At 64.3% G+C, this 21,589-nt stretch carries 22 protein-coding genes; 13 read left to right on the top strand and 9 right to left on the bottom strand.

The window, feature by feature from the left end; genetic code table 11:
- Positions 1-120: 120 nt before the first annotated feature.
- Entirely contained in the window at positions 121-1,410 is a 1,290-nt protein-coding gene (locus BUE39_RS18720; protein WP_073430219.1) for an NRAMP family divalent metal transporter, read from the bottom strand.
- Between the two features lie 251 nt (positions 1,411-1,661).
- Here BUE39_RS18720 and BUE39_RS18715 point away from each other — a divergent pair, with 251 nt between their 5' ends.
- The 5 genes from BUE39_RS18715 to BUE39_RS18695 all read left to right on the top strand — a co-directional run bounded on the left by BUE39_RS18715 (position 1,662) and on the right by BUE39_RS18695 (position 5,695).
- On the top strand, positions 1,662-2,012 hold the full coding sequence (locus BUE39_RS18715; RefSeq protein WP_176035791.1) for an FKBP-type peptidyl-prolyl cis-trans isomerase: 351 nt from the start codon (positions 1,662-1,664) through the stop codon (positions 2,010-2,012).
- A 411-nt stretch (positions 2,013-2,423) separates the two neighbouring features.
- Positions 2,424-3,497 (top strand): DUF6765 family protein, encoded by a 1,074-nt coding sequence (locus BUE39_RS18710; protein WP_073430218.1) that lies wholly within the window; start codon positions 2,424-2,426, stop codon positions 3,495-3,497.
- A gap of 300 nt (positions 3,498-3,797) precedes the next feature.
- Positions 3,798-4,136: a hypothetical protein gene (locus tag BUE39_RS18705; protein WP_073430217.1), complete on the top strand. Its 339-nt coding sequence runs from the start codon at positions 3,798-3,800 to the stop codon at positions 4,134-4,136.
- Between the two features lie 211 nt (positions 4,137-4,347).
- Positions 4,348-5,190, top strand: coding sequence for an H-NS family nucleoid-associated regulatory protein (locus tag BUE39_RS18700; protein WP_073430216.1), 843 nt, complete (start codon positions 4,348-4,350; stop codon positions 5,188-5,190).
- A 22-nt stretch (positions 5,191-5,212) separates the two neighbouring features.
- Positions 5,213-5,695, top strand: coding sequence for a hypothetical protein (locus BUE39_RS18695; RefSeq protein WP_073430215.1), 483 nt, complete (start codon positions 5,213-5,215; stop codon positions 5,693-5,695).
- A 12-nt stretch (positions 5,696-5,707) separates the two neighbouring features.
- Here the strand turns inward: BUE39_RS18695 and BUE39_RS18690 are convergent, their stop codons facing one another.
- The 4 genes from BUE39_RS18690 to BUE39_RS18675 form a co-directional block, all read right to left on the bottom strand.
- The gene (locus tag BUE39_RS18690) at positions 5,708-6,595 is read right to left on the bottom strand and encodes a DUF72 domain-containing protein (RefSeq protein ID WP_073430214.1); all 888 of its coding nucleotides are present in this window, start codon (positions 6,593-6,595) and stop codon (positions 5,708-5,710) included.
- 104 nt (positions 6,596-6,699) lie between these two features.
- Complete coding sequence (locus BUE39_RS18685) at positions 6,700-7,251, bottom strand: hypothetical protein (protein WP_073430213.1); 552 nt, start codon at positions 7,249-7,251, stop codon at positions 6,700-6,702.
- A gap of 56 nt (positions 7,252-7,307) precedes the next feature.
- Complete coding sequence (locus tag BUE39_RS18680) at positions 7,308-7,961, bottom strand: response regulator (protein WP_073430212.1); 654 nt, start codon at positions 7,959-7,961, stop codon at positions 7,308-7,310.
- Positions 7,958-9,385: a cache domain-containing protein gene (locus tag BUE39_RS18675; RefSeq protein ID WP_073430211.1), complete on the bottom strand. Its 1,428-nt coding sequence runs from the start codon at positions 9,383-9,385 to the stop codon at positions 7,958-7,960. Before BUE39_RS18675 ends, BUE39_RS18680 begins: the two co-directional genes overlap by 4 nt.
- Positions 9,386-9,580: 195 nt before the next feature.
- Between BUE39_RS18675 and BUE39_RS18670 the strand changes: the two genes are divergently transcribed.
- Positions 9,581-9,778, top strand: coding sequence for a DUF3311 domain-containing protein (locus tag BUE39_RS18670; protein WP_073430210.1), 198 nt, complete (start codon positions 9,581-9,583; stop codon positions 9,776-9,778).
- Complete coding sequence (gene mctP / locus BUE39_RS18665) at positions 9,775-11,256, top strand: monocarboxylate uptake permease MctP (RefSeq protein ID WP_073430209.1); 1,482 nt, start codon at positions 9,775-9,777, stop codon at positions 11,254-11,256. The genes BUE39_RS18670 and mctP overlap by 4 nt, the downstream gene beginning before the upstream one ends.
- A 68-nt stretch (positions 11,257-11,324) precedes the next feature.
- On the opposite strand, the gene BUE39_RS18660 is transcribed toward mctP, so the two are convergent.
- Both BUE39_RS18660 and BUE39_RS18655 read right to left on the bottom strand, forming a co-directional pair.
- Entirely contained in the window at positions 11,325-11,555 is a 231-nt protein-coding gene (locus tag BUE39_RS18660; protein WP_073430208.1) for a tautomerase family protein, read from the bottom strand.
- A gap of 78 nt (positions 11,556-11,633) precedes the next feature.
- Positions 11,634-12,344: an SDR family NAD(P)-dependent oxidoreductase gene (locus tag BUE39_RS18655; protein WP_073430207.1), complete on the bottom strand. Its 711-nt coding sequence runs from the start codon at positions 12,342-12,344 to the stop codon at positions 11,634-11,636.
- A gap of 314 nt (positions 12,345-12,658) precedes the next feature.
- Between BUE39_RS18655 and BUE39_RS18650 the strand changes: the two genes are divergently transcribed.
- Positions 12,659-13,570, top strand: a complete 912-nt coding sequence (locus BUE39_RS18650) for a LysR family transcriptional regulator (protein WP_073430206.1) — start codon at positions 12,659-12,661, stop codon at positions 13,568-13,570.
- 82 nt (positions 13,571-13,652) lie between these two features.
- Positions 13,653-14,753 (top strand): NAD(P)H-dependent flavin oxidoreductase, encoded by a 1,101-nt coding sequence (locus BUE39_RS18645; protein ID WP_073430205.1) that lies wholly within the window; start codon positions 13,653-13,655, stop codon positions 14,751-14,753.
- A gap of 28 nt (positions 14,754-14,781) precedes the next feature.
- On the opposite strand, the gene BUE39_RS34895 is transcribed toward BUE39_RS18645, so the two are convergent.
- Positions 14,782-15,588 (bottom strand): hypothetical protein, encoded by an 807-nt coding sequence (locus BUE39_RS34895; RefSeq protein WP_090518795.1) that lies wholly within the window; start codon positions 15,586-15,588, stop codon positions 14,782-14,784.
- A 254-nt stretch (positions 15,589-15,842) separates the two neighbouring features.
- Between BUE39_RS34895 and BUE39_RS18630 the strand changes: the two genes are divergently transcribed.
- Genes BUE39_RS18630 through BUE39_RS18615 form a run of 4 tightly spaced genes read left to right on the top strand, consistent with a single transcriptional unit; the run spans position 15,843 to position 20,286 of the window.
- A complete protein-coding gene (locus BUE39_RS18630; RefSeq protein ID WP_073430202.1) occupies positions 15,843-16,598 on the top strand; it encodes a DUF3348 domain-containing protein in 756 nt (251 codons plus the stop codon).
- A gap of 10 nt (positions 16,599-16,608) precedes the next feature.
- Positions 16,609-18,966: a DUF802 domain-containing protein gene (locus tag BUE39_RS18625; RefSeq protein ID WP_073430201.1), complete on the top strand. Its 2,358-nt coding sequence runs from the start codon at positions 16,609-16,611 to the stop codon at positions 18,964-18,966.
- Entirely contained in the window at positions 18,963-19,610 is a 648-nt protein-coding gene (locus BUE39_RS18620) for an OmpA family protein (RefSeq protein WP_073430200.1), read from the top strand. Before BUE39_RS18625 ends, BUE39_RS18620 begins: the two co-directional genes overlap by 4 nt.
- Positions 19,603-20,286 carry a DUF2894 domain-containing protein gene (locus tag BUE39_RS18615; RefSeq protein ID WP_073430199.1) on the top strand — a complete coding sequence of 228 codons (684 nt, stop codon included), beginning with the start codon at positions 19,603-19,605 and terminating at the stop codon, positions 20,284-20,286. Before BUE39_RS18620 ends, BUE39_RS18615 begins: the two co-directional genes overlap by 8 nt.
- Here the strand turns inward: BUE39_RS18615 and BUE39_RS18610 are convergent.
- Positions 20,283-21,494 (bottom strand): MFS transporter, encoded by a 1,212-nt coding sequence (locus BUE39_RS18610; protein WP_073430198.1) that lies wholly within the window; start codon positions 21,492-21,494, stop codon positions 20,283-20,285. The two genes, BUE39_RS18615 and BUE39_RS18610, sit on opposite strands and share 4 nt — an antisense overlap.
- Between the last annotated feature and the right edge of the window lie 95 nt (positions 21,495-21,589).

The following is a 21,589-nucleotide window of genomic DNA, read 5'->3' as shown; positions in this document are numbered from 1 at the left end:
AGCCCAACAAGCCCAACAAGCCCAACAAGCCCAACAAGCCCAACAAGCCCAACGAGCCCAACAAGCCCAACAAGCCCAACAAGCCCAACGAGCCCAACGCGGCGACCAAACCGCACCGAGTCAATCCGGCCACACAACGCCGAGCGCGGCCAGCGCCATTGCGACGGTCGCGGTCCACCCCATCCAGCGCAACCAGCCGGTCACCGCGAATTGCCCCATCACCTTGCTGCTGCCCGCCATCAACATCACCAGGGCCATGATCGGCACGGCCGCGATTCCGTTGATCACCGCGCTCCAGTACAACGCCTTGATCGGATCGAGATGCATGAACGTGAGCGCGATGCCGCCGAGAATCGCCAAGGCGATCACGCCGTAGAACTGTTTCGCCAGATTCACCTGCAAAGCGAGGCTGTTCTTCCATCGCATCGTGCCCGCTGCCGCGTAGGCGGCGGACCCCGCGAGTACCGGCAAAGCCAGCAGACCCGTGCCGATGATCCCGACACTGAATAGCGCGAAGGCCAGATCGCCGGCGATCGGCTTGAGCGCAGTGGCGGCGTCGGCGGTCGTTTTCACCTCGACGTGATGCACGTTCAGCGTGGCGGCCGCCGCCAGCATGATGAAGAACGCCACGCCATTCGAAACGGCCATGCCGACCCATGTGTCCAGGTTGATCCGCTTCAGTTGCACCGACGCCTGCATCGGCGCGCGCAATAGCGGACGCTGTGCGGGCTCCGAGCGAATCTCCTCGACTTCCTGCGAGGCCTGCCAGAAGAACAGGTAAGGGCTGATCGTGGTGCCGAGTACCGCGATCACGGTGGTGAGATAGTCGCCGGACCATTGGATCGGCGGCTTGACGATGCTCAGGCCGACCGTCTTCCAGTCGATCGGAATCACGAAAACGATCGCGACGTAGGCGAACAGCACGAGCGTCAGCCACTTCAGAATGCCGGAGTAACGCTCGTACGAAATGAAGACCTGCATCAACAAGGACACCGTGCCGAACAACGCGACATACAGTTGAACCGGCCCGCCTATCACCAGTGTCGCGGCTGCTGCCATTGCCGCGAGGTCGGCGGCGATGTTGATGATGTTCGCGGTCAGCAGGATCAGTACCGCGAGATATAACAGCGGGGCAGGGTAGTGGCGGCGCAGGTTCGTGGCGAGCCCACTGCCCGTCACGCGTCCCATCCTCGCGCAGACCAACTGGATCGACGCCATGAGCGGGTAGGTGATCAGCAGCGTCCATAACAACCCGTAGCCGAATTGCGCGCCGGCTTGCGAGTAGGTGCCGATGCCGCTGGGGTCGTCGTCCGCGGCGCCGGTGATGAGGCCCGGGCCGAGCCGCCTCATCCACGAACGCTCGGCGCGGTCCTCGACGACGAGTTCCGGTTCCATGTTGTCAGTGGTCATGTGTTATCCGCACGTGAAGAGAGCCGTCCCGAACGCCGTATGAATCGCATGCGAGCGAGTCAGCATTCTTCGTGCCACTTCCGCGGCGTTCAATTGCAACGGGATGTGTGATTGCTTGCGTCGCCGCGCGGCGCTGGGCAACATGTCATCCGCTACAATGACCCGCACTTTCCACCTGGAGACTCGCTTTGAAATTCGCCTTGAAATCTGTCGGTGCCCTGGTTGCCGCGGCTGTTCTTTCTTCCACGGCAATGGCCGCTGCTCCCACCACCGAGAAATTGCCTTCCGGCGTGGTCGTCGAACATCTCACGCAGGGCACGGGCGCGCAGCCGGCCGCCGACTCGGTCGTGAAGGTCAGCTACCGTGGCACGCTCGCCAACGGCACCGAGTTCGACAGCTCCGCGAAGCACGGCGGCCCCGCAACGTTTCCGCTCAATCGCGTGATTCCGTGCTGGACGCAAGGCGTGCAGAAGATGAAGGTCGGCGGCAAGGCCAAGCTGACCTGCCCGGCGGCGACCGCTTACGGTGAACGCGGCGTCGGTCCGATTCCGCCGAACAGCGATCTGACTTTCGAAGTCGAACTGGTCGGCATCGAAAAGTAAAAGCGCGCAACGCGCAAGGAACAAGCCCCGCTGTGAAGATCGCAGCGGGGCTTTTTGTTGGAAAAGACCGTCTGGGCGTTTTGATCCGGCAAGCGCGAAAAGCGTCGACAATACCGTTTTGCATGACGTTTCGCATGACGAATGCCTGCAAGAAAGAAAACGTGATCAAGCAAACGGACCGTGCAAGAAGATAAACGCCGGTCATTCAATGTCCGTTTGTCGCGAGTCTTCTCGTTCATGCGAGAGAAGAGGCGTTCAGCGTCTGGAGAGGCATCGGCGGCGAGTTCTTTAAAGACCCGCCGCGCCCGGTCGTTTACTACGTGCTCATGCTCATGCGCCGCCGCTCCAGCGCGGCTCACCGCGCAGCCGATAAACCCCGCTGTCATTCCCCGCGCTTCAGGAGCGCCCGTCATGAATATCGACTTTCACTATGGGGTGGTCTACATCGTCGCCCGTGTTGGCGGCATGACGGCTCGCGAGGCGCTCACGGTGGCGCACGCGTGCCAGTATGTCGACGACGCCACCACCACGGGAATACTGCGCTTTGCGGGCGGCGAGACCTTCGAGCGTTTTGCCACTGCGCACAGGTTATTCGACTACGCCAATACCGAGGACGACCAGAACCGGCTGGTATGGACGCCGTTTCATTTTCTGCCGGCCGGTGAAGGAGAAACGCTGCACGAAAAAGCCGTGTGCCGGCCGGACAGCGCAATCGCGCGCGAGGTAGTGCGGCGCGCGATCCGGCAGCGAGACGCCGATACGGGTTTACATCGACTCGGTGTGACGCTTCACACGTATGTCGATACCTGGGCGCATCAGGGCTTCGCGGGCATCGAAAGTCCGGCGAACCGGGTGAGTTCGCTGGTAGCGGAAGATTGCACGCACGAAGGCTGGCTTGCCCGCCTGGGCCGCGCCACTCGGCATCTGATCGAGCATATCGAGGAGGACGTGCTGACGATCGCGCTGCCTGTCGGTCACGGCGCGGCCTTGCACTATCCTGACCAGCCGTGGGCAAAATGGCATTACGTCGACGGCAGGAACATTCGCGTTGAAAGACACAATTTGCCGGAGTTCATGCAGGCGGCTGAAATGAGTTGCCGCGCGGTGCGTGCCCATGTAGCGGGCCGGGAAGATTTCGACACGCAGCCCGGCCTGCCGCATGACGTGAAAGAGGCGCTCACGCGCCTGCTCGACACCAACCGGCATGGGGACGACAACGAACGCTTGTTGACCATTTGCGCGGCGGTGGAAGCCGGCGCCATTCCCGGCCTGAAGGAGTCGATTCCGAACTATGTGCCCAAGGGCCCCGGCTCGTGGAAATACAAAGCCACTGGCTTGAAATCGCACGATGATACCGGCGAGCGCCCTCGCTGGACGGCAGCGTTCGAGAAAAGCGATTACCGGTTATTTCACGACGCAGTCAAACAACATCGCTTCGTGACCACTCAAGAGATTCTGCCGGATCACGGACTACGGATCGCGTAAACGCCGCCGGCGGCGTCCGGTTATTCGGCTATTGAGTCTCGCTTGCTGATATTGCGCCGTCTGCTCTTACATCGGGTTCTTTGGGTTTAAGGCGTTTCCGGCGCGCGAAATCCGTCGCCGCCGGGCGGCCGGTTTCTCCTTCCGATAGCGTTTCTTTCAGTTCTTTCCCCGCGCGGGCCCATCGAAACAATAAAAAAAGTACTATGGCCCTGTGAATCTCCGAATGCTTGCCTATAGTAGAAGCGGCTATTGCCGCCGGGTGGCGGGCGGGTTCTTTCATGTGGGTGACGGGGAATGCAAATGACGCGCTCGAATGCTGTGATCTATCAGCCCCAGGCTTGCACGCCGGAATCGTTGCGAATACTTGCGCGCTATCTCGAACTGGCGCTCGACGAAGGCGAAAGTGTGATCCTCATGCGGATCGGCACGCAGGTGCGCAGCGTTTATGTCGGCGATCCGTCCGGCGCATTGGAGGACCTGACGGACCACGGCGTCGTGGCCGCTTTCCAGGCCGATGAGATGCTGGCGTTGACGCGCCTCGGACTCAACCGGATAACCGCCGACGATCAGCAGTACCGCTTCATGCGTAGCGTGAGGTACATCGCCGATCGCCAGGCCGTCGTTTTTACGCCGACGTAAGTGGGTCGAAGAATTGGAAAGGAGAAGAAGGCACGGGAGGAAAGACACGGGAAAGACAAAATCAATGCGGCGATTTCGTAGTGAGCTCGAAAGATTCGCACTGCACCCAATGCGTAATCGATTAAGACGTGTGTCTTTATAGTCGCAGGATCTGCCTTTCTCTCGCCATTCGTGGCATAGTTCGATCGATTACCACATAAGGAGCAATCAAATGCCCACGTTAGATCAAATCCAGGCGAAGCTAAGGAAGCTCCAGGCGCAAGCCGATGTCCTTATTGCCAGGAAAGCACAAATCGCAGTCGACCAGATTCGCGACCTGATGCTCAAGCACGGCCTGACTACCGCCGATATCGAAGCGGGCGCGAAAGCGAGGCGCGCCGCGAAAGCGCTGAATGGACATGCAGGAAACGGCAAGGCAAAAGCCGCCGTCTCGGGCAAGCCGAAGTACCGCGACCCCAAGACCGGTGCGACCTGGACCGGCCACGGCCGCGCACCGGGCTGGATCTCCGGCGTGAAAGACCGTACTCAATTCCTGGTCGAGGGCGCGAGCGAATCCACTTCCGCGGTCAAGAGCCCGGTCACTCGCGCGAAGCGCGGCAAAGGTCAGCCAAAAGGCGCGCAACCTCCCAAGTATCTGAACCCGAAAACCGGCGCTACCTGGAGCGGACGTGGCCCGGCGCCTGCATGGCTGGCAACCGTCAAGGACCGCAGCAAATTCCTGATCGGTGGTGCAACGGCGGCGAGCGACGCAAGCAAACCGAAATCGGCGGCCGCCAGCGGCGCAGCGAGCAAGAAAGCCGCGGCAAAGAAGGCTGTCGCTTCGAGAAAGACCGCGGCAAAGAAGGCAACTTCGGCAACCTCGGCAACCCGGAAAGTCGCGGTAAAAAAACGCGCCGTCAAACCCGCCGCGAAGAAGCTCACCGCAACCAAAGCAGCCACGAAGCGGTCGGCCAGGGCAGCAGGCAAGGCGCCCAAAACCGCCGCTAGCGGCAAGGCCGGTGCGGCGAGCGTTGCCGCAGCGCCGCAAAGCTCGACGGTGCAAGCCAGCGCGTAAGCGCATCGGAGTCGTGAAGCCGATGACCAGTATCGAACTACCCCAGCAGGAAGATCACGTCGTCCTGCTGGACTCCGTTCCTCATCCGGCGGCGGATGCCGCCGAGCCTTTCATCGTTGCCAGCGACCGGCGGGTGATTCTGGCTTATCCGATCGCCGAATCCGACTTCGAACGCTTCGGGCCATTCGATCCCGACGACGATCCGTTTTGCGCGGTGCTATTTCCAGACACTGCGTTTCATCGTTTGGGTCCGCCCGGCGATAGCGATCTCGGCATTCATCCGCTTGCGTCGCAAGGTTTGGCCGGGTACTCGGTTCACGAGGTTATCGCTTCGTCGCTGGCCGCCGAAATTGCAGCGGTCGCTTCGGCGGAACTCGCGCGGCGCCATTTCGTGCTCACGTTTCAGGCGTCGACGTTCGAATGCGTGGCGTCGGACTACACCGTGGTCGGCGTATATGGCGCGGGTGAAATCGCCATTCGGGAAGCGTTCTCGCTGGTTCGCTGAGGGCGGTAAACGCTAGGCTTTCGCCAGAAGACTCATTAGGCGCTTCGCGTCGAATGGCGCCTGAACTTTCTTGTCGTTGTCGAAATAGCAGAACACATCCCGGCTTTTGCGCAGCGGCGCCGGTGCGGGTGAGAACCGTTGCGCGTCGTCCGGTTCTTTTCCCGCGGCCCATGTTGCTATTCTGCTGGCCCAACGTTCGAGCGCCGGATCGGCGTACTGTCCGCCGTAAAGCGTTTCCGTGCCGTGCAAGCGGATGTAGATGAAGTCCGCCGTCACGTCCTCGGTATAGGGCCATTCGGCGACGGAATCGGAAATCACACAGGCCACCCGATGCTTGCGCAGCAGCGCCGGAAAGTCGGGCGTGCAAAAGCTCGGATGGCGAATCTCTATGGCGTGCCGCAAGCGCCGTTTGCGTTCAACTACGCAATAAGGCGTCTTTACACGGGCGTCGTGCTGACGCGCCAGCGCCGCGGCCGACTCCGTATCGCGAGGAAGCAACGCGAAGAATCGTTCGAGCCGTTCGGCATCGAACTTGAAGTTCGGCGGGAATTGCCAAAGGAACGGGCCGAGCTTTTCTTTTAACGCCAGCACGCCGGAAGCGAAAAAGTTGGCAATGGCCGGCCGCGCGGTTTCGTCGCGAAAGCGCAGCATATGCGTGAGATAACGCGGTCCCTTGACGCTGAAAACAAACTCGGCGGGCGTGGCTTCGTACCAGCTCCGATAACTGTTCAAGCTTTGCAGCGAGTAATGCGAGCCGTTTATTTCGATCGTCTCGACCTCGCGCGAAGCAAAGTCCAATTCTCTCGCCTGCTTGAGATCTTCCGGGTAAAAGACGCCGCGCCAGCCTTCATAACGCCAGCCGGAAATGCCGATGCGTACATGGACGGACTTCTTTCTCACACTAAGCGTGCCTCGCTGAACCCGTGTCTTTTGCTGCGTAGCAAGGCGCGGTCCTCACAATGGCGACGCGTAATGGCGTGGGTGACTAGCGATCCGGCTGTGAGCTAGTTGCCGGGATCGAGCACCGGCCTGTCCGGCTCCGAAAGCGTCCTGTAGGGCAATCGCGCCGCGCGCGGGTTCTTCGTCGTGTTGTCGATCACGCGCTCCACGTCCGCGGTTTTTGCGAGTTCCGCGAGAAAGGCGCGTTTGTCGAAGCCAGGCGCAACGCAGCCCTCCACGTAGATGAAGCGGCGTTGCAACGTCAGCCACAGCGTCGATTGTTCGCGCCAATGCGTGGCGAAATTGATGTTCGTGAGACGGCGTTGCACGGCCTCCACGATTTCCTTGTCGTACAGGTACGCGTTCGGCAAACGGCAGCGGCCCTCCACCCAGCAGCTATTGCCGCGTTCGATCCGGTAATGGCTGTCGTCGAGCCATTCCTTTTCGGTTTCGAGCGGGCCCAACGGCACAGGACATTCGCCGATCGCTTGCGAAATCTGAAAGAACGGGTCGTGGCCGCGGTTGATGCGCGGTTCTTCCGCATCGGCATGCGCGATCGGCAGCGCGGCCAAGCAGATCAGCAGGCTCGCCAGCCGCATCGGGATCAGGCGTTTCATCGTCGTCCGCTCCGGTTAGGGGGCTTGCCGATTATGCGGCGATTGCGGTGCGGGACTCAAGATCCACGATGCGTGCGCCGGTTCTCCACCGCGAACTTGATCAGTTCCGCCTGACCTTCGATATCGAGCTTGCGTTTCAGATTCAGCCGATGCGTTTCCACCGTGCGCACCGACAGATCATTGCGCTGGGCGATCTGCTTGCTCGACAGCCCTTCCGCGAGCGCGTCGAGAATATCGCGCTCGCGCGGCGTGAGCCGTTCAATCGGCGCTTGCATCGCGGACGCCTGGATCAGACGCGCACCGAGCCCCGCGCTGAAGAACTGCTTGCCGTCGAGCACCGCGCCGATCGCCTGAATGATCTCGGTGGCGGGGGAGTCCTTCAGCACATAGCCGCTGGCGCCCGCGCGCACCGCCTGGGTCACGTATTCGAGGTTGTCGTGCATCGAGAGCATCAGCACGCGAATGGCCGGGAAGCGTTCATGAAACATGCCGGCCAATGCGATGCCGTTCATGCCGTTCATGCCCACGTCCATCAGCACGAGGTGCGGCTCGCAACTGGCGGCGAGCGCGAGCGCTTCCTGCGCATTGCCCGCCTCGCCGACGATTTCGATGTTGCGCACCGCTTCGAGCCGGGCGCGCAAACCGTCGCGCACGAGCGGATGATCGTCGACGAGAATCAGACGGGCGACGGCGGGTGGGGTGTCGTTCATGATCGAATATCCTGCAAGGCCGGCGATTGCGGCTCGTTTCGAGGCTCGCCCGTTCCGAGCGGCACGCGGGCGGTGACGAGGGTATGGCGGGGCTGCGAACTGAGCGACAGGTTGCCGCCGAGCGCTTCGAGCCGCTCGCGCATGTTGCGCAGACCCACGCCCGAGCGCCGGCCGACGAAGGCATGCGTGACGTCGAAGCCGCGGCCGTCGTCCGCGATCGAGAGCGTGACGGCGTCGTTCGAGATTTCTAGCGCCATCGCCGCGCTCGACGCCTGCGCGTGGCGCACGATGTTGGTCAGCGCTTCCTGCGCGATACGGAACAGCACGGTGTTGACCGCTTCGGGCAACACCGCTGCATGGGTGTGCGTGATTTGCGTGAAGCCGATTTCGATGCCCGACTGCTCGCTCAGTTCGCGCGTGAGCTGTTCCAATGCGGCCGCGACGCCGAGGTCGTCGAGCATCGACGGACGCAGCGCATGGGAAATGCGGCGCACCTCGCGCAAGGTGTCGCCGAGCCGCGCGAGACTGGTCGACAGTGCGGCTTCCGCGGCGGGCACGCGCGTTTCGCTGCGCTCGAAACGCGCGAGCGCCGATTCGAGCAGCAGCTTCACGGAGACCATCATCTGGCTGATGCCGTCGTGCAGTTCACGCGACAAACGCGCCCGTTCGTTTTCCTGCGACTCCACCACCTGCCGCGCGAGCCGCTTCAATTTGGCATCGGCGCTGCGGTATTCGGTGAAGTTGAGCACGAGCGCGCACAGCGCGATTACCGCGAGCCCCGCCACGGCGATCGCGTCGATCCACATCATCGTGCGATCGATGTTGGCCGCAGCTTCCCGGTCGATGCGCGCCAGCGCGAGATCCACGTCGTCGAGATAGATGCCGGTGCCGATCATCCAGCCCCAGCGTTCGAGCGGCACCACGTAGCCGAGCTTCGAGGCGAGCTTGCCCGTCGACGGACGATGCCACATGTAGCGCACATAGCCGCCGCCGCGCGAGGCTGCGGCGAGCAGACGCTGGATGGTCGGCGTGCCTTGCGGATCGCGCAACTCCGAAAGATCGCGGCCCACCAGGTTCGGCTCGCGCGGATGCATCAGCGAGCGGCCATGCATGTCGTAGACGAAGAAATAGCCGTCGCGGCCGAAGTCCATGCTTTCCAGAACGTCGAGCGCGCGCGTGCGCAGCAAGGCATCGTCGCGCGCATTGTCGTGGGCGGCCTCGTAGAGCGGCGCGATCGCGGTGGTCGCCAGTTCGACGTAATGCTTGAGTTCGACTTCCTTGCTCGCCATGTACGCGGCCTGGGTGGTCGCGTGCTGGGTCCTGGCGAGTTCGACCGCCTCATGGCGAACGCCGCTTTCGATGCTCGCGATGGCCGCCAGGAAGGGCACGATCGCCAGCAGGACAATCTTGGCTTTGAGTTTCATCGTAGAAAAGACGGCCGACGGGCTACGTAGTATCACGTAGCGGGCTTACGTAGTTGCGCGCTTGTGACGACGCTCACGAAGGCGAATACTACATCCCCACGGCGTCCCGCGCCTTGCGGCGAAGCCGCCGCGTGTTCCGCGCGCCCGGCCACGAGTCATGGCGCGCGCTTTCAATAATAGACATCAGGAGATGTTGTGGAGACATCCAGACCCGCCGGCCGCTCATGGCTATGGCTCATCCTTCTGCTTCCGTACGTCGCGCTGTTGTGGCTGCCGTTCTATAACGACACGCGTCCCTCGTTCGCGGGCTTCCCGTTCTTCTACTGGTATCAGTTCCTGTGGGTGCCGTTGACCTCGCTGCTGATTTACGTCGTGTATCGAGGTGCCAAATGAGCGATCTGAATCCTGTGAATCCGGTTGCGATGACCGTCTTTATCGCGTTCTTCGTTCTCGTCACCGTGATCGGCTTTTTCGCCGCGCGCTGGAAGCGGGGCGACCTGACGCAATTGCACGAGTGGGGCCTGGGTGGCCGCCAGTTCGGCACGGTGATCTCGTGGTTCCTCGTGGGCGGCGACTTCTATACCGCCTACACCGTGATCGCGGTGCCCGCGCTGGTGTATTCGGTGGGCGCATACGGCTTCTTCGCGTTGCCGTACACGATCATCGTCTATCCGTTCGTGTTCGCGGTGATGCCGAAGCTGTGGAAGATCGCGCATGCGAAAAACCACATCACGGCCGCCGACTACGTGCAGGGCGAATACGGCGGCAAGTGGTTCCCGGCGGCGGTGGCGATCACCGGCATTGTCGCGACGATGCCGTATATCGCGCTGCAACTGGTGGGCATGCAGGTCGTGATCAAGGGGCTCGGCGTGAGCGGCGAAATGCCGTTGATCGTGGCCTTCGTGATTCTCGCGCTCTACACGTATGCGAGCGGCCTGCGGGCGCCGGCGATGATCGCGTTCGTGAAGGACATCATGATCTATATCGTGGTGATCGCCGCGGTGTGGCTGATTCCGGCGAAGCTCGGCGGCTACGCGCACGTGTTCGACGCGGCCGATACGTACTTCAAGGCCAAGGGCGGCGCGACCGGCATCATTCTGAAGCCGGCGCAATTCACCGCTTATGCGTCGCTGGCGTTGGGCTCGGCGCTGGCCGCGTTCATGTATCCGCATACGATGACGGCGGTGTTGTCGTCCTCGTCGGCGAATACGGTGCGCAAGAATGCGATTTTCCTGCCGGCCTATACGTTGCTGCTCGGTCTGATCGCGCTGCTCGGCTACATGGCGATCGCGGCCGGCGTGCATGTGAAATCGGCTTCGGACATGGTGCCGGCGTTGTTCAATACGCTGTTCCCGTCGTGGTTCGTCGGCTTCGCGGCCGCGGCCATCGCGATCAGCGCGCTGGTGCCGGCGGCGATCATGTCGATCGGCGCGGCGAATCTGTTCACGCGCAATTTGTGGCGTCCGCTGGTCTCGCCGAATATCACGCCCCAAGCCGAAGCGGCCAACGCGAAGATCGTGTCGCTGGTCGTGAAGTTCGGCGCGCTGCTGTTCATCGTGTTCCTGCCGACGCAGTATGCGATCGATCTGCAATTGCTCGGCGGCGTGTGGATCCTGCAGATTTTCCCGGCGATCGTGTTCTCGTTGTACACGCGGCGCTTGAATACGCCGGGCCTGTTCATGGGCTGGCTCGTCGGCATCGTGCTCGGCAGCGGCCTCGCGATCTCGCAAGGACTCAAGCCGGTGTTCGCATTGCATCTCGGCGACGCGGTCTATCCGGTCTATATCGGCTTGATCGCGCTGGCGGCGAATGTGGTCGTGAGTTTCGCCGTGTCGGTTTTGTCGCCGCGTAGAGTGGCGGTCACTGCCTGATTGTCTTGCCTTGTTTGGTGTTGCCCGGCCGGCGCCGCGGGTTCTCTCCGCGGCGCCGGTCAACCTTTCTACTTCAAGCCGCGCTGCTTTCGATATTCGTCGACCGGCAGCCCGCCCCATCCCCAGTTCTCCTTCTCCACCTCTTCGATGACGACGAACGTCGCCTCCAGCGGCTTGTTCAACACGTCGAGCAGTAGCTGGCTCACTCCCTCGATGAGTTGCGCCTTTTCATTCGCCGTGACGGAATCGGCGCCCGGTTTCGTGCCCTCGCGGGTCACCTGAATCGTGACGATCGGCATGGTGTTCTCCTGGTTCGTGGCTCGGAATGGGACGCCGGCTGGCGGCGCCCGGTCGAATCAATCGCGCTGCATGCAAGCTCAATGGCCGGCGCTTTGACCGCCATCCACATGCAGGATTTCGCCCGTGACGAACGGCGCGGAATCCAGATACACGATGGCGTTCACGATATCGCTCATCTCGCCCATGTGGCCGACAGGATGCAGCGCGCCCAACGCCGCGTGCGTCTCGGGCGCGTGCATCGGCGATTTGATGATGCCGGGGGCCACGGCGTTGGCGCGAATGCCGCGTTTCGCGTATTCGATCGCGAGCGATTTCGTCGCCGCGTTCAGTCCGCCCTTGGTCAGCGAGGCGAGTACCGACGGCACGCCGTCGATCGCGTGATCGGCGAGCGCCGTCGTGATCGTGACGATATGCCCGCTCGACTGCTTCTCCATTTCGGCGATGGCCAACTGCGTGATGTGGAAGAAGCCGGCGAGGTTCACGCCTGTCACCGCGGCGTAGTCCTCGGCGGTATAGGACGTGAAGGGCTTCGCGACGAATATGCCGGCGTTGTTGACCAGCGTGTCGATGCGGCCGAAGCGCGCCACGCCTTCGCGGATCACGCGGCGAGCGGTGTCGGGGTCGGCGATGTCGCCGGCCACGGTGACGATGTTGGAATCGTCCGACGGTTTGATGCTGCGCGCGGTGGCGACCACGCGGTGGCCGCGCTCGCGGAATGCCTTGACGACCTCCGCGCCAATGCCTTGCGACGCACCGGTAACGACGACGACTTTTTGTGAGTTGCTCATGATCCATCTCCGAAAATGTTGAATCGGCTTTCCTGCCGATCGGGCCAGCGGCTCCGATAGGTGCCCAATCTAGGCGCATTCGCGTGAAGTTCGAATACCCGGCGCGGACAAACACTTGTGACGGACGGGAACAAATGAGGCGGGGCGGGACACGCGGCGGATGAGGGGGCGCGGCAGGTGTGGACGGGCAGAGCCGGCACGCTGGAACGTAACCGGAAGCGCGTCGTATCATGCGGTACTCCGCAGAGCTCGCAGCCAGGTCCTGCTTCGCACTTCGCGCGAGACCGATACCGCACCCACGTCCTTAAGAGACCATGCAGCGTCAGTTTGACGACCTTCTTCTCGGCAGCATCGAACTGTTCTGCCTTGCGGCGGAACTGGGCAGCTTCACGAGCGCGGCCGCCGCCGCGAGCGTCACGCCGGCGGCGGTGAGCCGCTCGGTGGCACGGCTCGAAAAGCGCCTCGGCGCGCGGCTGTTCGTCCGCACGACCCGGCAGATTCGCCTCACCGATCTCGGCAGGCGCTACTTCGAGCAATGCCGCGAGGCGCTTCGGCAACTCGCGGATGCGGAGCGGGAAGCGACCGGGCAACAGGCCACCCCTGCAGGCGTGCTGCGCATCAGCATGCCGACGCCCTACGGCCATTACCGGGTTCTGCCGTTGCTGGCTGAGTTTCGCGCGCGCTATCCGCAAGTCACGGTCGAAACGCACCTCAGCAACCGCAACATCGACTTCGCGGACGAAGGCTTCGACCTCGCCATCCGCGGACGCGCGCCGCAGGATTCGGGGCTGATCGCGCGCAAGATCGAGGATGCGGAACTGGTGGTGGTGGCATCGCCCGGCTATCTGCGCACCGCGGGCAAGCTGAAAGTGCTGGACGATCTGCTCAATCACGATTGCATTCAATACGAGTTGCCGAGCAGCGGCCGCAACCTGCCGTGGCAGTTCATTCGCGACGGCGAGAGCGTCGAGATGGTCACGCGCGGAAACTATGGATCGTCGGGCGACGTGCTCGCGGGCGTGACGTTGGCGCGTCACGGCGCGGGCCTGTTTCAGACCTATCGGTTCGTGGTCGAGAAGGACCTTGCGGACGGCACGCTGAAGGAACTGCTCATCCCCTACGGCGGGGCTTCGCGGCCGTTCATTCTGCTTTATCCGCACGCGCGGCATCTCACGTCGCGTGTACGCTGCTTCGTCGATTTCCTGATTGAGCGGCTGCAAGCGTAGCGCATCACCGGTTATCGAACGCGGCGCATCGCGGCTCACGGTGCCGGTATTGACGACAAGCTCATTTCGAAGAGGACGAGACATGACGATTCACACTGACAACCGGTCGCTGCTGCGCATACTGGGCATCGACAAGCCGATCATTCAGGCGCCGATGGCCGGCGTGAGCACGCCCGCGCTCGCGGCGGCCGTGTCGAATGCGGGCGGCCTCGGGTCGCTCGGCGTCGGCGCCATGAACGCCGAGGGCGCGCGCAAGGTGATCCGCGAGACGCGCGCGCTGACGGCGAAGCCCTTCAACATCAACGTGTTCTGTCACCAGCCGGCCATGGCCGATGCGAGCGTGGAGCGGCAATGGTTGAACTGGCTCGCGCCGCACTTCGAGCAGTACGGAGCCACGCCGCCGTCGTCGTTATCGGAGATCTACACGAGCTTCCTGGTGGACGCCGCCATGCTCCAGGTTTTTCTCGACGAAAAGCCCGCGGTGGTCAGCTTCCATTTCGGTTTGCCATCGGCTGAAGTCATCGCGGCGCTGAAGCAGGCTGGGATCAAGCTGCTCGCCTCGGCGACGAATCCGCAAGAAGCCGCGCAGGTTGCAGCCGCGGGCGTCGACGCGATCGTCGCGCAAGGTATCGAGGCGGGCGGACATCGCGGTGTGTTCGATCAGGATGCGCCCGACGACCGGCTGGGCACGTTTGCATTGACGCGGCTGCTGGTCAGGGAATTCGATCTGCCGGTGATCGCCGCGGGCGGCATCATGGACGGCGCGGGCATCGCCGCCGCGCTCGCGCTGGGCGCGCAGGCCGCGCAACTCGGCACCGCGTTTGTCGCGTGCCCCGAAACCTCGATCGACGAAGGCTACCGCCGCGCCCTGCTCGGCGAGCCGGCTCGCCACACCATGTTCACCACGGCCATTTCCGGGCGTCTCGCGCGCGGCATGGTGAACCGGTTCACGGAACTCGGCGACGACCCACGTTCACCGAGGCCGCCCGCGTATCCGATCGCATACGACGCGGGAAAGGCGCTGCATGCGGCAGCCAAGGCCAAGGGCGAATTCGGCTACGGTGCGCAGTGGGCGGGGCAGGCTGCGGCGCTCGCCAAGTCGTTGCCCGCAGCGGAACTGTTTGCCGAGCTGGAGCGCGAGTTGAAGGAAAGCGTGAGGCAGTTGGCGCAGTGGGCGGGCTAACGCGCGACATGTCCTGCCATTCACGCGCTCACTTCGTGCCGGGCTGATTCGGCGGCGGCAATGCCGGATCGAGTTTGGACGATTCCCGGACGAGTTGATCCGTCAACGCGGCCGCAACCGGATTCGGACCGCGGCGGGACCGATCGTCACGGACGAGAGGCGGCGCCGACGGCGACGGCGGCGGCAATGAAGGATCGAGTTTCGCCGACTCCTTGACGAGCTGATCCGTGAATGAGGACGCCACCGCGTTCGATCCTGGGTTCTGCCGGCTCGTGTTGTCACGCGCGCGTGCGCTGGGCGGCACGCTGCCCGGCTTCGCGGCGACGGAGGCCGAAGCCTCGACCGGCGCCGGTGCCGGCGCTCGCGCGAGTTCCTGACGCGGCTGTGTCTTGGGCTGCGGCGCTTGCACGGGGCGCTTTGCTGACAAATCGGTTTCAGGCGCGATGCTACCGACCTGCGACTGCGACTGCGACTGCGACTGCGACTGCGACTGCGACTGCGACTGCGACTGCGACTGCGACTGCGACTGCGTCGGGGCGCGGGCCGCGATGTCCTTGGACGGCGCTGGCTGCATCGTGCGTGCGGCGTTGTTCGTGGCTGGCGCGGGCTGCACCGTGCGGGCCGCAGTGTCCACGCCTGACGCGGGCTGCGCCGTGCCGGCCACGCTTCCCGCGGTGATATGCGTGCCGTCCAGTCGGGAGCCGGCCGTTGCCGTGGTGGCGGTGGCGTCGGCGGGCGGCGCCGACTGGTCTTCGTTGTGTGTCAGGAAGTAAGCGCCGAACGCGACCTCTGCAAGCACCAACGCAACCACCAATACTTTTCCGGTATTCCTCATATTAACCAACGGGTCGTTCAGGCAAATTCAATGCGCCCATGATAACCATTTGCCCGCCGCGAACGTCAACGCTGGTTTGTAACGTGACGTTGCAGCGGCGAGCCGACGCGGCCCATTGTCTTCGTCACGCGTGCGCCTGAAAGCGCATCACGCCGAGCGTCGAGCGGATAAGGCTGCATCGGCGTCACACGGCGACACGAGAGGCTCGCGAGGCCGTCAGCGTGTAAACTGCTGACTTTTTCGCTTCCGGTGGTATGTTGCAAATCCTCCCGCGCACAGTTTTCAGCGGCCCGGCGCTCATCCGCCTGCTGGCTCGCCTGACGGATGCCGACGTTCCCGAATCCAGGCAATCGCTTTCAGACCGGCTCAGCCAATGGCTCGGCTGGACCGACGCGATTGCGCTGTCCTCGGCGCTGAACGGCAATCCGCCCGCGGTGGCCTCTGGCGCGCGCGCTTTCGGCAGCGCCGACGAGGAAGAATGCGCTCGCGTGCGCAGTTCGTTGGCGAAGGCCATCGCGGGCGACAGCGTTCTCGCCACGGCGAAGCGGCGCGCACCCGCGCCGGCGTCCGCGCCTAGTGCCGCCACGGATACGGCAGTCGACTACGCGGTGTTCCGTCAACGCTATCTCTCGCTGCAGCAGACGATGGAGACCGGCATCGGCACTTTGCGCGGCCGTCTGCGGGGCATGCTGGCCGCGCGCACGCCCGCGATGGCGCGGCTCGCGTTGGTGGATGCGGTCATGGAGCGTGCGCTCGCCGAGCGCGAGCGGGGTGTGCTCGGCGCGGTGCCCGGATTGCTCGCCGGGCATTTCGAGCGCTTGCGCGTGGCGGAGCAAGCGGCGCTGGCCGAAGCCAACGCCAACGCCAACGCCCCGGCGCTCACATCGGCACACATCCCCGGCGCATGGCTCGACGTATTCCGCAAGGACATGCAGAGCGTCCTGCTTGCCGAACTGGATGTTCGTTTTCAACCGGTCGAAGGGTTGCTCGCCGCCCTTCGCGCCAGCTAACTGGGACACTATGTCCAGATATCGTATCGACCTCGTTGTGTTTTTGGCCGGCCTCGCCGCCGTGTGCTGGATCGCTGGCGGCTATGTCGTTTCGAACCCGCTGGCGCTGGCCGTCACGCTGTTGATCGGCGCCTGTTACCTCGCGGGCGCGTTCGAACTGCGACGCTATAGCCAGGCCACGTCCAGCCTGACGCGTGCCGTCGCGGATCTGTCCGCGCCGCCGTCGAGTCTAGGCGCGTGGCTCGACGCCCTGCATCCGAGCTTGCGCAATGCGGTGCGCCTGCGCGTCGAAGGCGAGCGCGTGGCGCTGCCGGGGCCGGCGTTGACGCCGTACCTCGTCGGCTTGCTCGTGCTGCTCGGCATGCTCGGCACGCTGCTCGGCATGGTGGCGACGCTGAAGGGCACCGGCATGGCGCTGGAAAGCGCGACCGACCTACAGGCGATTCGTGCTTCGCTGGCCGCGCCGGTGAAGGGCCTCGGCTTCGCATTCGGCACGTCGATCGCGGGCGTGGCCACCTCCGCGATGCTCGGGCTGCTGTCCACGTTGTGCCGGCGCGAGCGGCTGCACGCGGCGCAACTGCTCGACATCGAGATCGCCACGACCTTGCGTAGCTACTCGCGAAGCCATCAGCGCGAAGAGGCCTTCAAGCTCCTGCAGCGCCAGGCGGACGTGATGCCCACGCTGGTCGACCGTCTGCAAACGATGATGGCGGCCATCGAGCAGCAGAGCCTGGCATTGAACGAACGGCAGATCGCCAGCCAGGACGCCTTTCACGGCAAGACCGAGGCCGCATACCTGCGGCTCGCCTCGTCGGTGGAGCAATCGTTGAAGGCGAGCGTCGCCGACAGCGCCCGCGCCGCGAGCGCGGCGTTGCAGCCCGTGATGGAGGCCACGATGGCGGGCCTCGCGCGCGAGACGGCGGCGTTGCACGACACCGTCACGCATGCCGTGGAGCGGCAGTTGAACGGACTGTCGAGCGGTTTCGAAGCGACGACCACGACCGTCGCCGACATCTGGAACAAGGCGTTGGCGGAACACCAGCGGTCGAGCGAAGCGTTGGCCGGGCATCTGCGCGCGTCGCTGGACCGCTTTACCGAGACCTTCGAGCAACGCTCGGCCGGCCTGCTGGATGGCGTTTCCGCGCGGCTGGAAGCGACCGCGGGCGACGTGTCGCAAGCGTGGAACGCGGCGCTGTCGCGGCAGGAAAGCGCCGGCGAAAAGCTCGCGGCTCAGAACCAGCAGGCTCTCGCGGCGGCGGCGGCGACTTTCGAGCAGCATTCGGCTGCGCTGCTGCGCACGGTCGGCGAGTCGCATGCGGACTTGCAGAGCGCCTTGGCGTCGCGTGACGAGCAGCGGCTCGCGGCGTGGACCGAATCGCTCGGTTCGATCGCCGCCACGTTGAGCAAGGAATGGGAGCAGGCCGGCGCGCGCAGCGCCAGCCGGCAACAGGACATGTGCGATACGCTGGCTCAGACCGCGCGCGACATATCGGCCCAGACGCAGGCGTACGCGAGCAGCACGATCGCCGAGATCGACCGCCTCGTGCAAGCGGCTGCCGAGGCCCCGAAGGCCGCGGCGAACCTGCAGGCGGAACTGGCGTCGCGCGACCAGCAGCGGCTCGCGGCATGGACCGAATCGCTCGGTTCGATGGCCGCGACCTTGCGCGCGGAGTGGGAAAAAACCAGCACGCACGCCGCCAGCCGCCAACAGGAAATCTGCGACGTGCTGGAGCGCACCGCGCGCGACATATCCGCTCAAACGCAGGCGCAGGCGAGCGAAACGATCGCGGAGATTGCACGGCTCGTGCAGGCCGCGTCGGAAGCGCCCAAGGCCGCGGCGGAAGTCGTCGCGGAACTGCGCCAGAAGCTCTCCGACAGCATGGTCCGCGACACCGCGATGCTGCAGGAACGCAGCCGTCTGCTGGAAACGCTGGAAACCTTGCTCGATGCCGTGAACCATGCGTCCACGGAACAGCGCACCGCCGTCGACGCACTGGTCGCCACATCGGCGGATCTTCTGCAGCGTGTCGGCACGCAGTTCACCGAGAAGGTCGAGCTCGAGACCGGCAAACTCGGTGCCGTCGCCGCGCAGGTCACCGGCGGCGCCGTCGAGGTGGCGAGCCTGGGCGAAGCGTTCGGCATGGCCGTGCAGACTTTCGGCGCATCGAACGACAAGCTGGTGGACCACTTGCAGCGGATCGAAACCGCGCTCGACAAATCGCTCGCGCGCAGTGACGAACAGCTTGCCTATTACGTCGCGCAGGCGCGCGAAGTGATCGACCTGAGCATGATCTCGCAGAAGCAGATCGTCGAGGAGTTGCAGCAGCTTGCCGGTCAGCGGACTTCAGCCGGAGCCGAGGCGGCATGAACGAGGAAATCGACGGCGGCGTGGAGCAGACGGCGCCGATCTGGCCTGTTTTCGGCGACTTGATGTCGGTACTGCTCGGCGCGTTCGTGCTGATTCTGGTCGGCGTGATCGGCGTGGAGATGGAGCTTTCCAGCAAGCTGGAGCAGGAGGTCAAGCAGCGTCAGGTGGAAACGCAGCGCCGCATGACGCTGGAGCAGGCGTTGGCCGGACCGCTGGCGGCGGGGCGGGTGACGCTCGTCAACGGGCGCATCGGCATCAACGGCAGCGTGCTGTTCAAGCTGAACTCCGATCAGTTGCAGCCCGAGGGCCGGGAGGTGTTGAAGAGCCTGGCCGCGCCGCTCTCCGCCTGGCTCAAGACGCGCGACGAAATCCTGATGGTGAGCGGCTTCACCGACGACCGCCAGGTGCGCGACGGCAATCGCCGCTTCGCCGACAACTGGGAGTTGTCCGCGCAGCGCGCGTTGACGGTGACGCGTGCGTTGATCGACGAAGGCGTGCCTTCGGCGTCCGTGTTCGCGGCCGCGTTCGGCTCCGGGCAGCCCGTCAGTTCGAATGCCGACGAGGACGGCCGGGCCAGGAACCGGCGCGTGGAAATAGCGCCTGTGCCGAGGCCGTCGAGCGCGACGGTGAAGTCCCGTGAGTAGGGGCGGCGACAGTGGCCGCGATAGTGGCGGTGATAGTCGCGACGCAGGCGCGGTCCGCGCGACGCTCGACGCCTGGCGCGAGCGCGGCGCCGATCGCGTGAACCCGATCCGCTTTCATTTCATCGAGGCGCTGGAACGGCGCGCAGCCGGCCACGGCGGCGAGGCGCGCCGTATCCTCGACGACCGGCTGTCGACACTGCTTGCGGACTATGCGGGCGATCTGGAGCGGCGGGCCGCATCGGCGGTCGACGAGGCGCGCGGCGCGGCATCGCCGGGTGCGTCCCCTCATGAAACGCTTGCCGGGTTGATCGCGTACATCGGCGGCATTCATTCGGCGGTGCATGCCTCGGGCCCCGCCGCGTCGCGCTCCGCCGCATACCCGGAACTGGAGATGCTCGACTACTTCCGCGAGCTTGCCTCCAGGGCTCGCACCGAAAAGCAGTTGCGGCAATCGCTCGAACAGGTGCCGGGGAATGCGGGGCCGCTCAATTCGAGCAGTCTCGTGCATCGGTCGCTTTCGCTGATGCGTGAACTCTCGCCGGGATATCTCAAGCAGTTCCTGTCCTATGTCGACGCATTGTCGTGGATGGAGCAGATGACCGGCGGCGCGGCGGCGGGAAAGGACGCGCCGCGCGCGGCGAGCGCCGGCAAGAGTGCGCGCGGAAAATCGCGCTAGCGGTTCGCCCGTGATTGCGTGGCCGACGATCGTCCGAACACCAGCAACGTGATCGTCAAAACGCAAAAGCCCGCTCCCGCGTAAAAAGTCGCCGTGGCGCCCACGCGATCCCACAAGGCGCCCGCGATCACGCTGGACGCGAGCGTCACCATGCCGCTGAACAGATTGAAGAAACCGAAGGCCGTGCCGCGCAAGTGCGCGGGCGCGGTTTGCGCGACCATGGTGGCGAGCAAGCCCTGCGTCATCCCCATGTGCAAACCCCACAGCGCGACGCCCACTAGCACCATGCTCCAGTGCGCGCCATGCGCGAGCACCACGTCGGCGGCGATCAAGGCGACGAGGCCGGCGATCAACAGGCGCGTGTGGCTCGTCGTATCCGCGAGCTTGCCGAACGGATACGCGGACAGCGCGTACACGATGTTCATCGCCACCATCACGAGAGGAACCAGCGCAACCGGCACGCCGCTGCCCATCGCGCGCAAGACCAGGAACGCTTCGCTGAAGCGCGCCAGCGCGAAGACCCCGCCCACCACGACCACCCACCAGTAGCCGCCGCCGAGCTGCTTCACGCTTTCCCAGCGAATCGGATTGACCCGCTTCGCACCCGGCTCGCGCGCCGGTTCCTCGACGCCGAAGGCCAGCAGCGCGACCGCGAGCAAACCGGGAATCACGGCGAGCCAGAACGCAAGCCGGAAGTTATCCGCCCACGCGAGCATGATGATGACCGCCAGCAGCGGTCCGAGAAACGCGCCGACCGTGTCGAGCGATTGGCGCAGTCCGAACGCGGCGCCTCGCAGATGGGGCGGCGTGACGTCGGCCACCAGCGCGTCGCGCGGCGCGCCGCGAATGCCCTTGCCGACCCGGTCCAGAACGCGCGCCGTCACGACGATGCCGATGCTGGGCGCGATCGCGAACAGTGGCTTGCTGAGCGCGCCGAGACCGTAGCCGGCGACGGCGAGCCATTTGCGATTGCCGAGGTAATCGCTGAGCGTGCCGGAAAACACCTTGACCGCGGGAGCGGTGGCTTCGGCGACGCCTTCGATCAGGCCGATCGTCGTCGCGCTCGCGCCGAGGCTCGCCATGAGGAACATCGGCAACAGGCTATGGACGATCTCCGACGACACGTCCATCAACAGGCTGACGAAGCCCAGCACCCAGACACTGCGTGGAATGTGCTGAAGAACGCGCGGGCGCGGGCGGGTTTGCATCGACAGGGTCCTCGGGAAGTGTGGACTCGTTGCGTCAAACCTCACGCCGACGCTCGGAGTTCCGACCGTCAGCGTGGCAGCAGGTCTGAAGCGCT

Origin of the sequence: Paraburkholderia terricola (genome assembly GCF_900142195.1) — a bacterium.
In the GTDB taxonomy this organism is placed as follows: domain Bacteria; phylum Pseudomonadota; class Gammaproteobacteria; order Burkholderiales; family Burkholderiaceae; genus Paraburkholderia; species Paraburkholderia terricola.
Note: the sequence above shows the minus strand (reverse complement) of the source record. Positions and strands in the feature narration are given on the sequence as shown.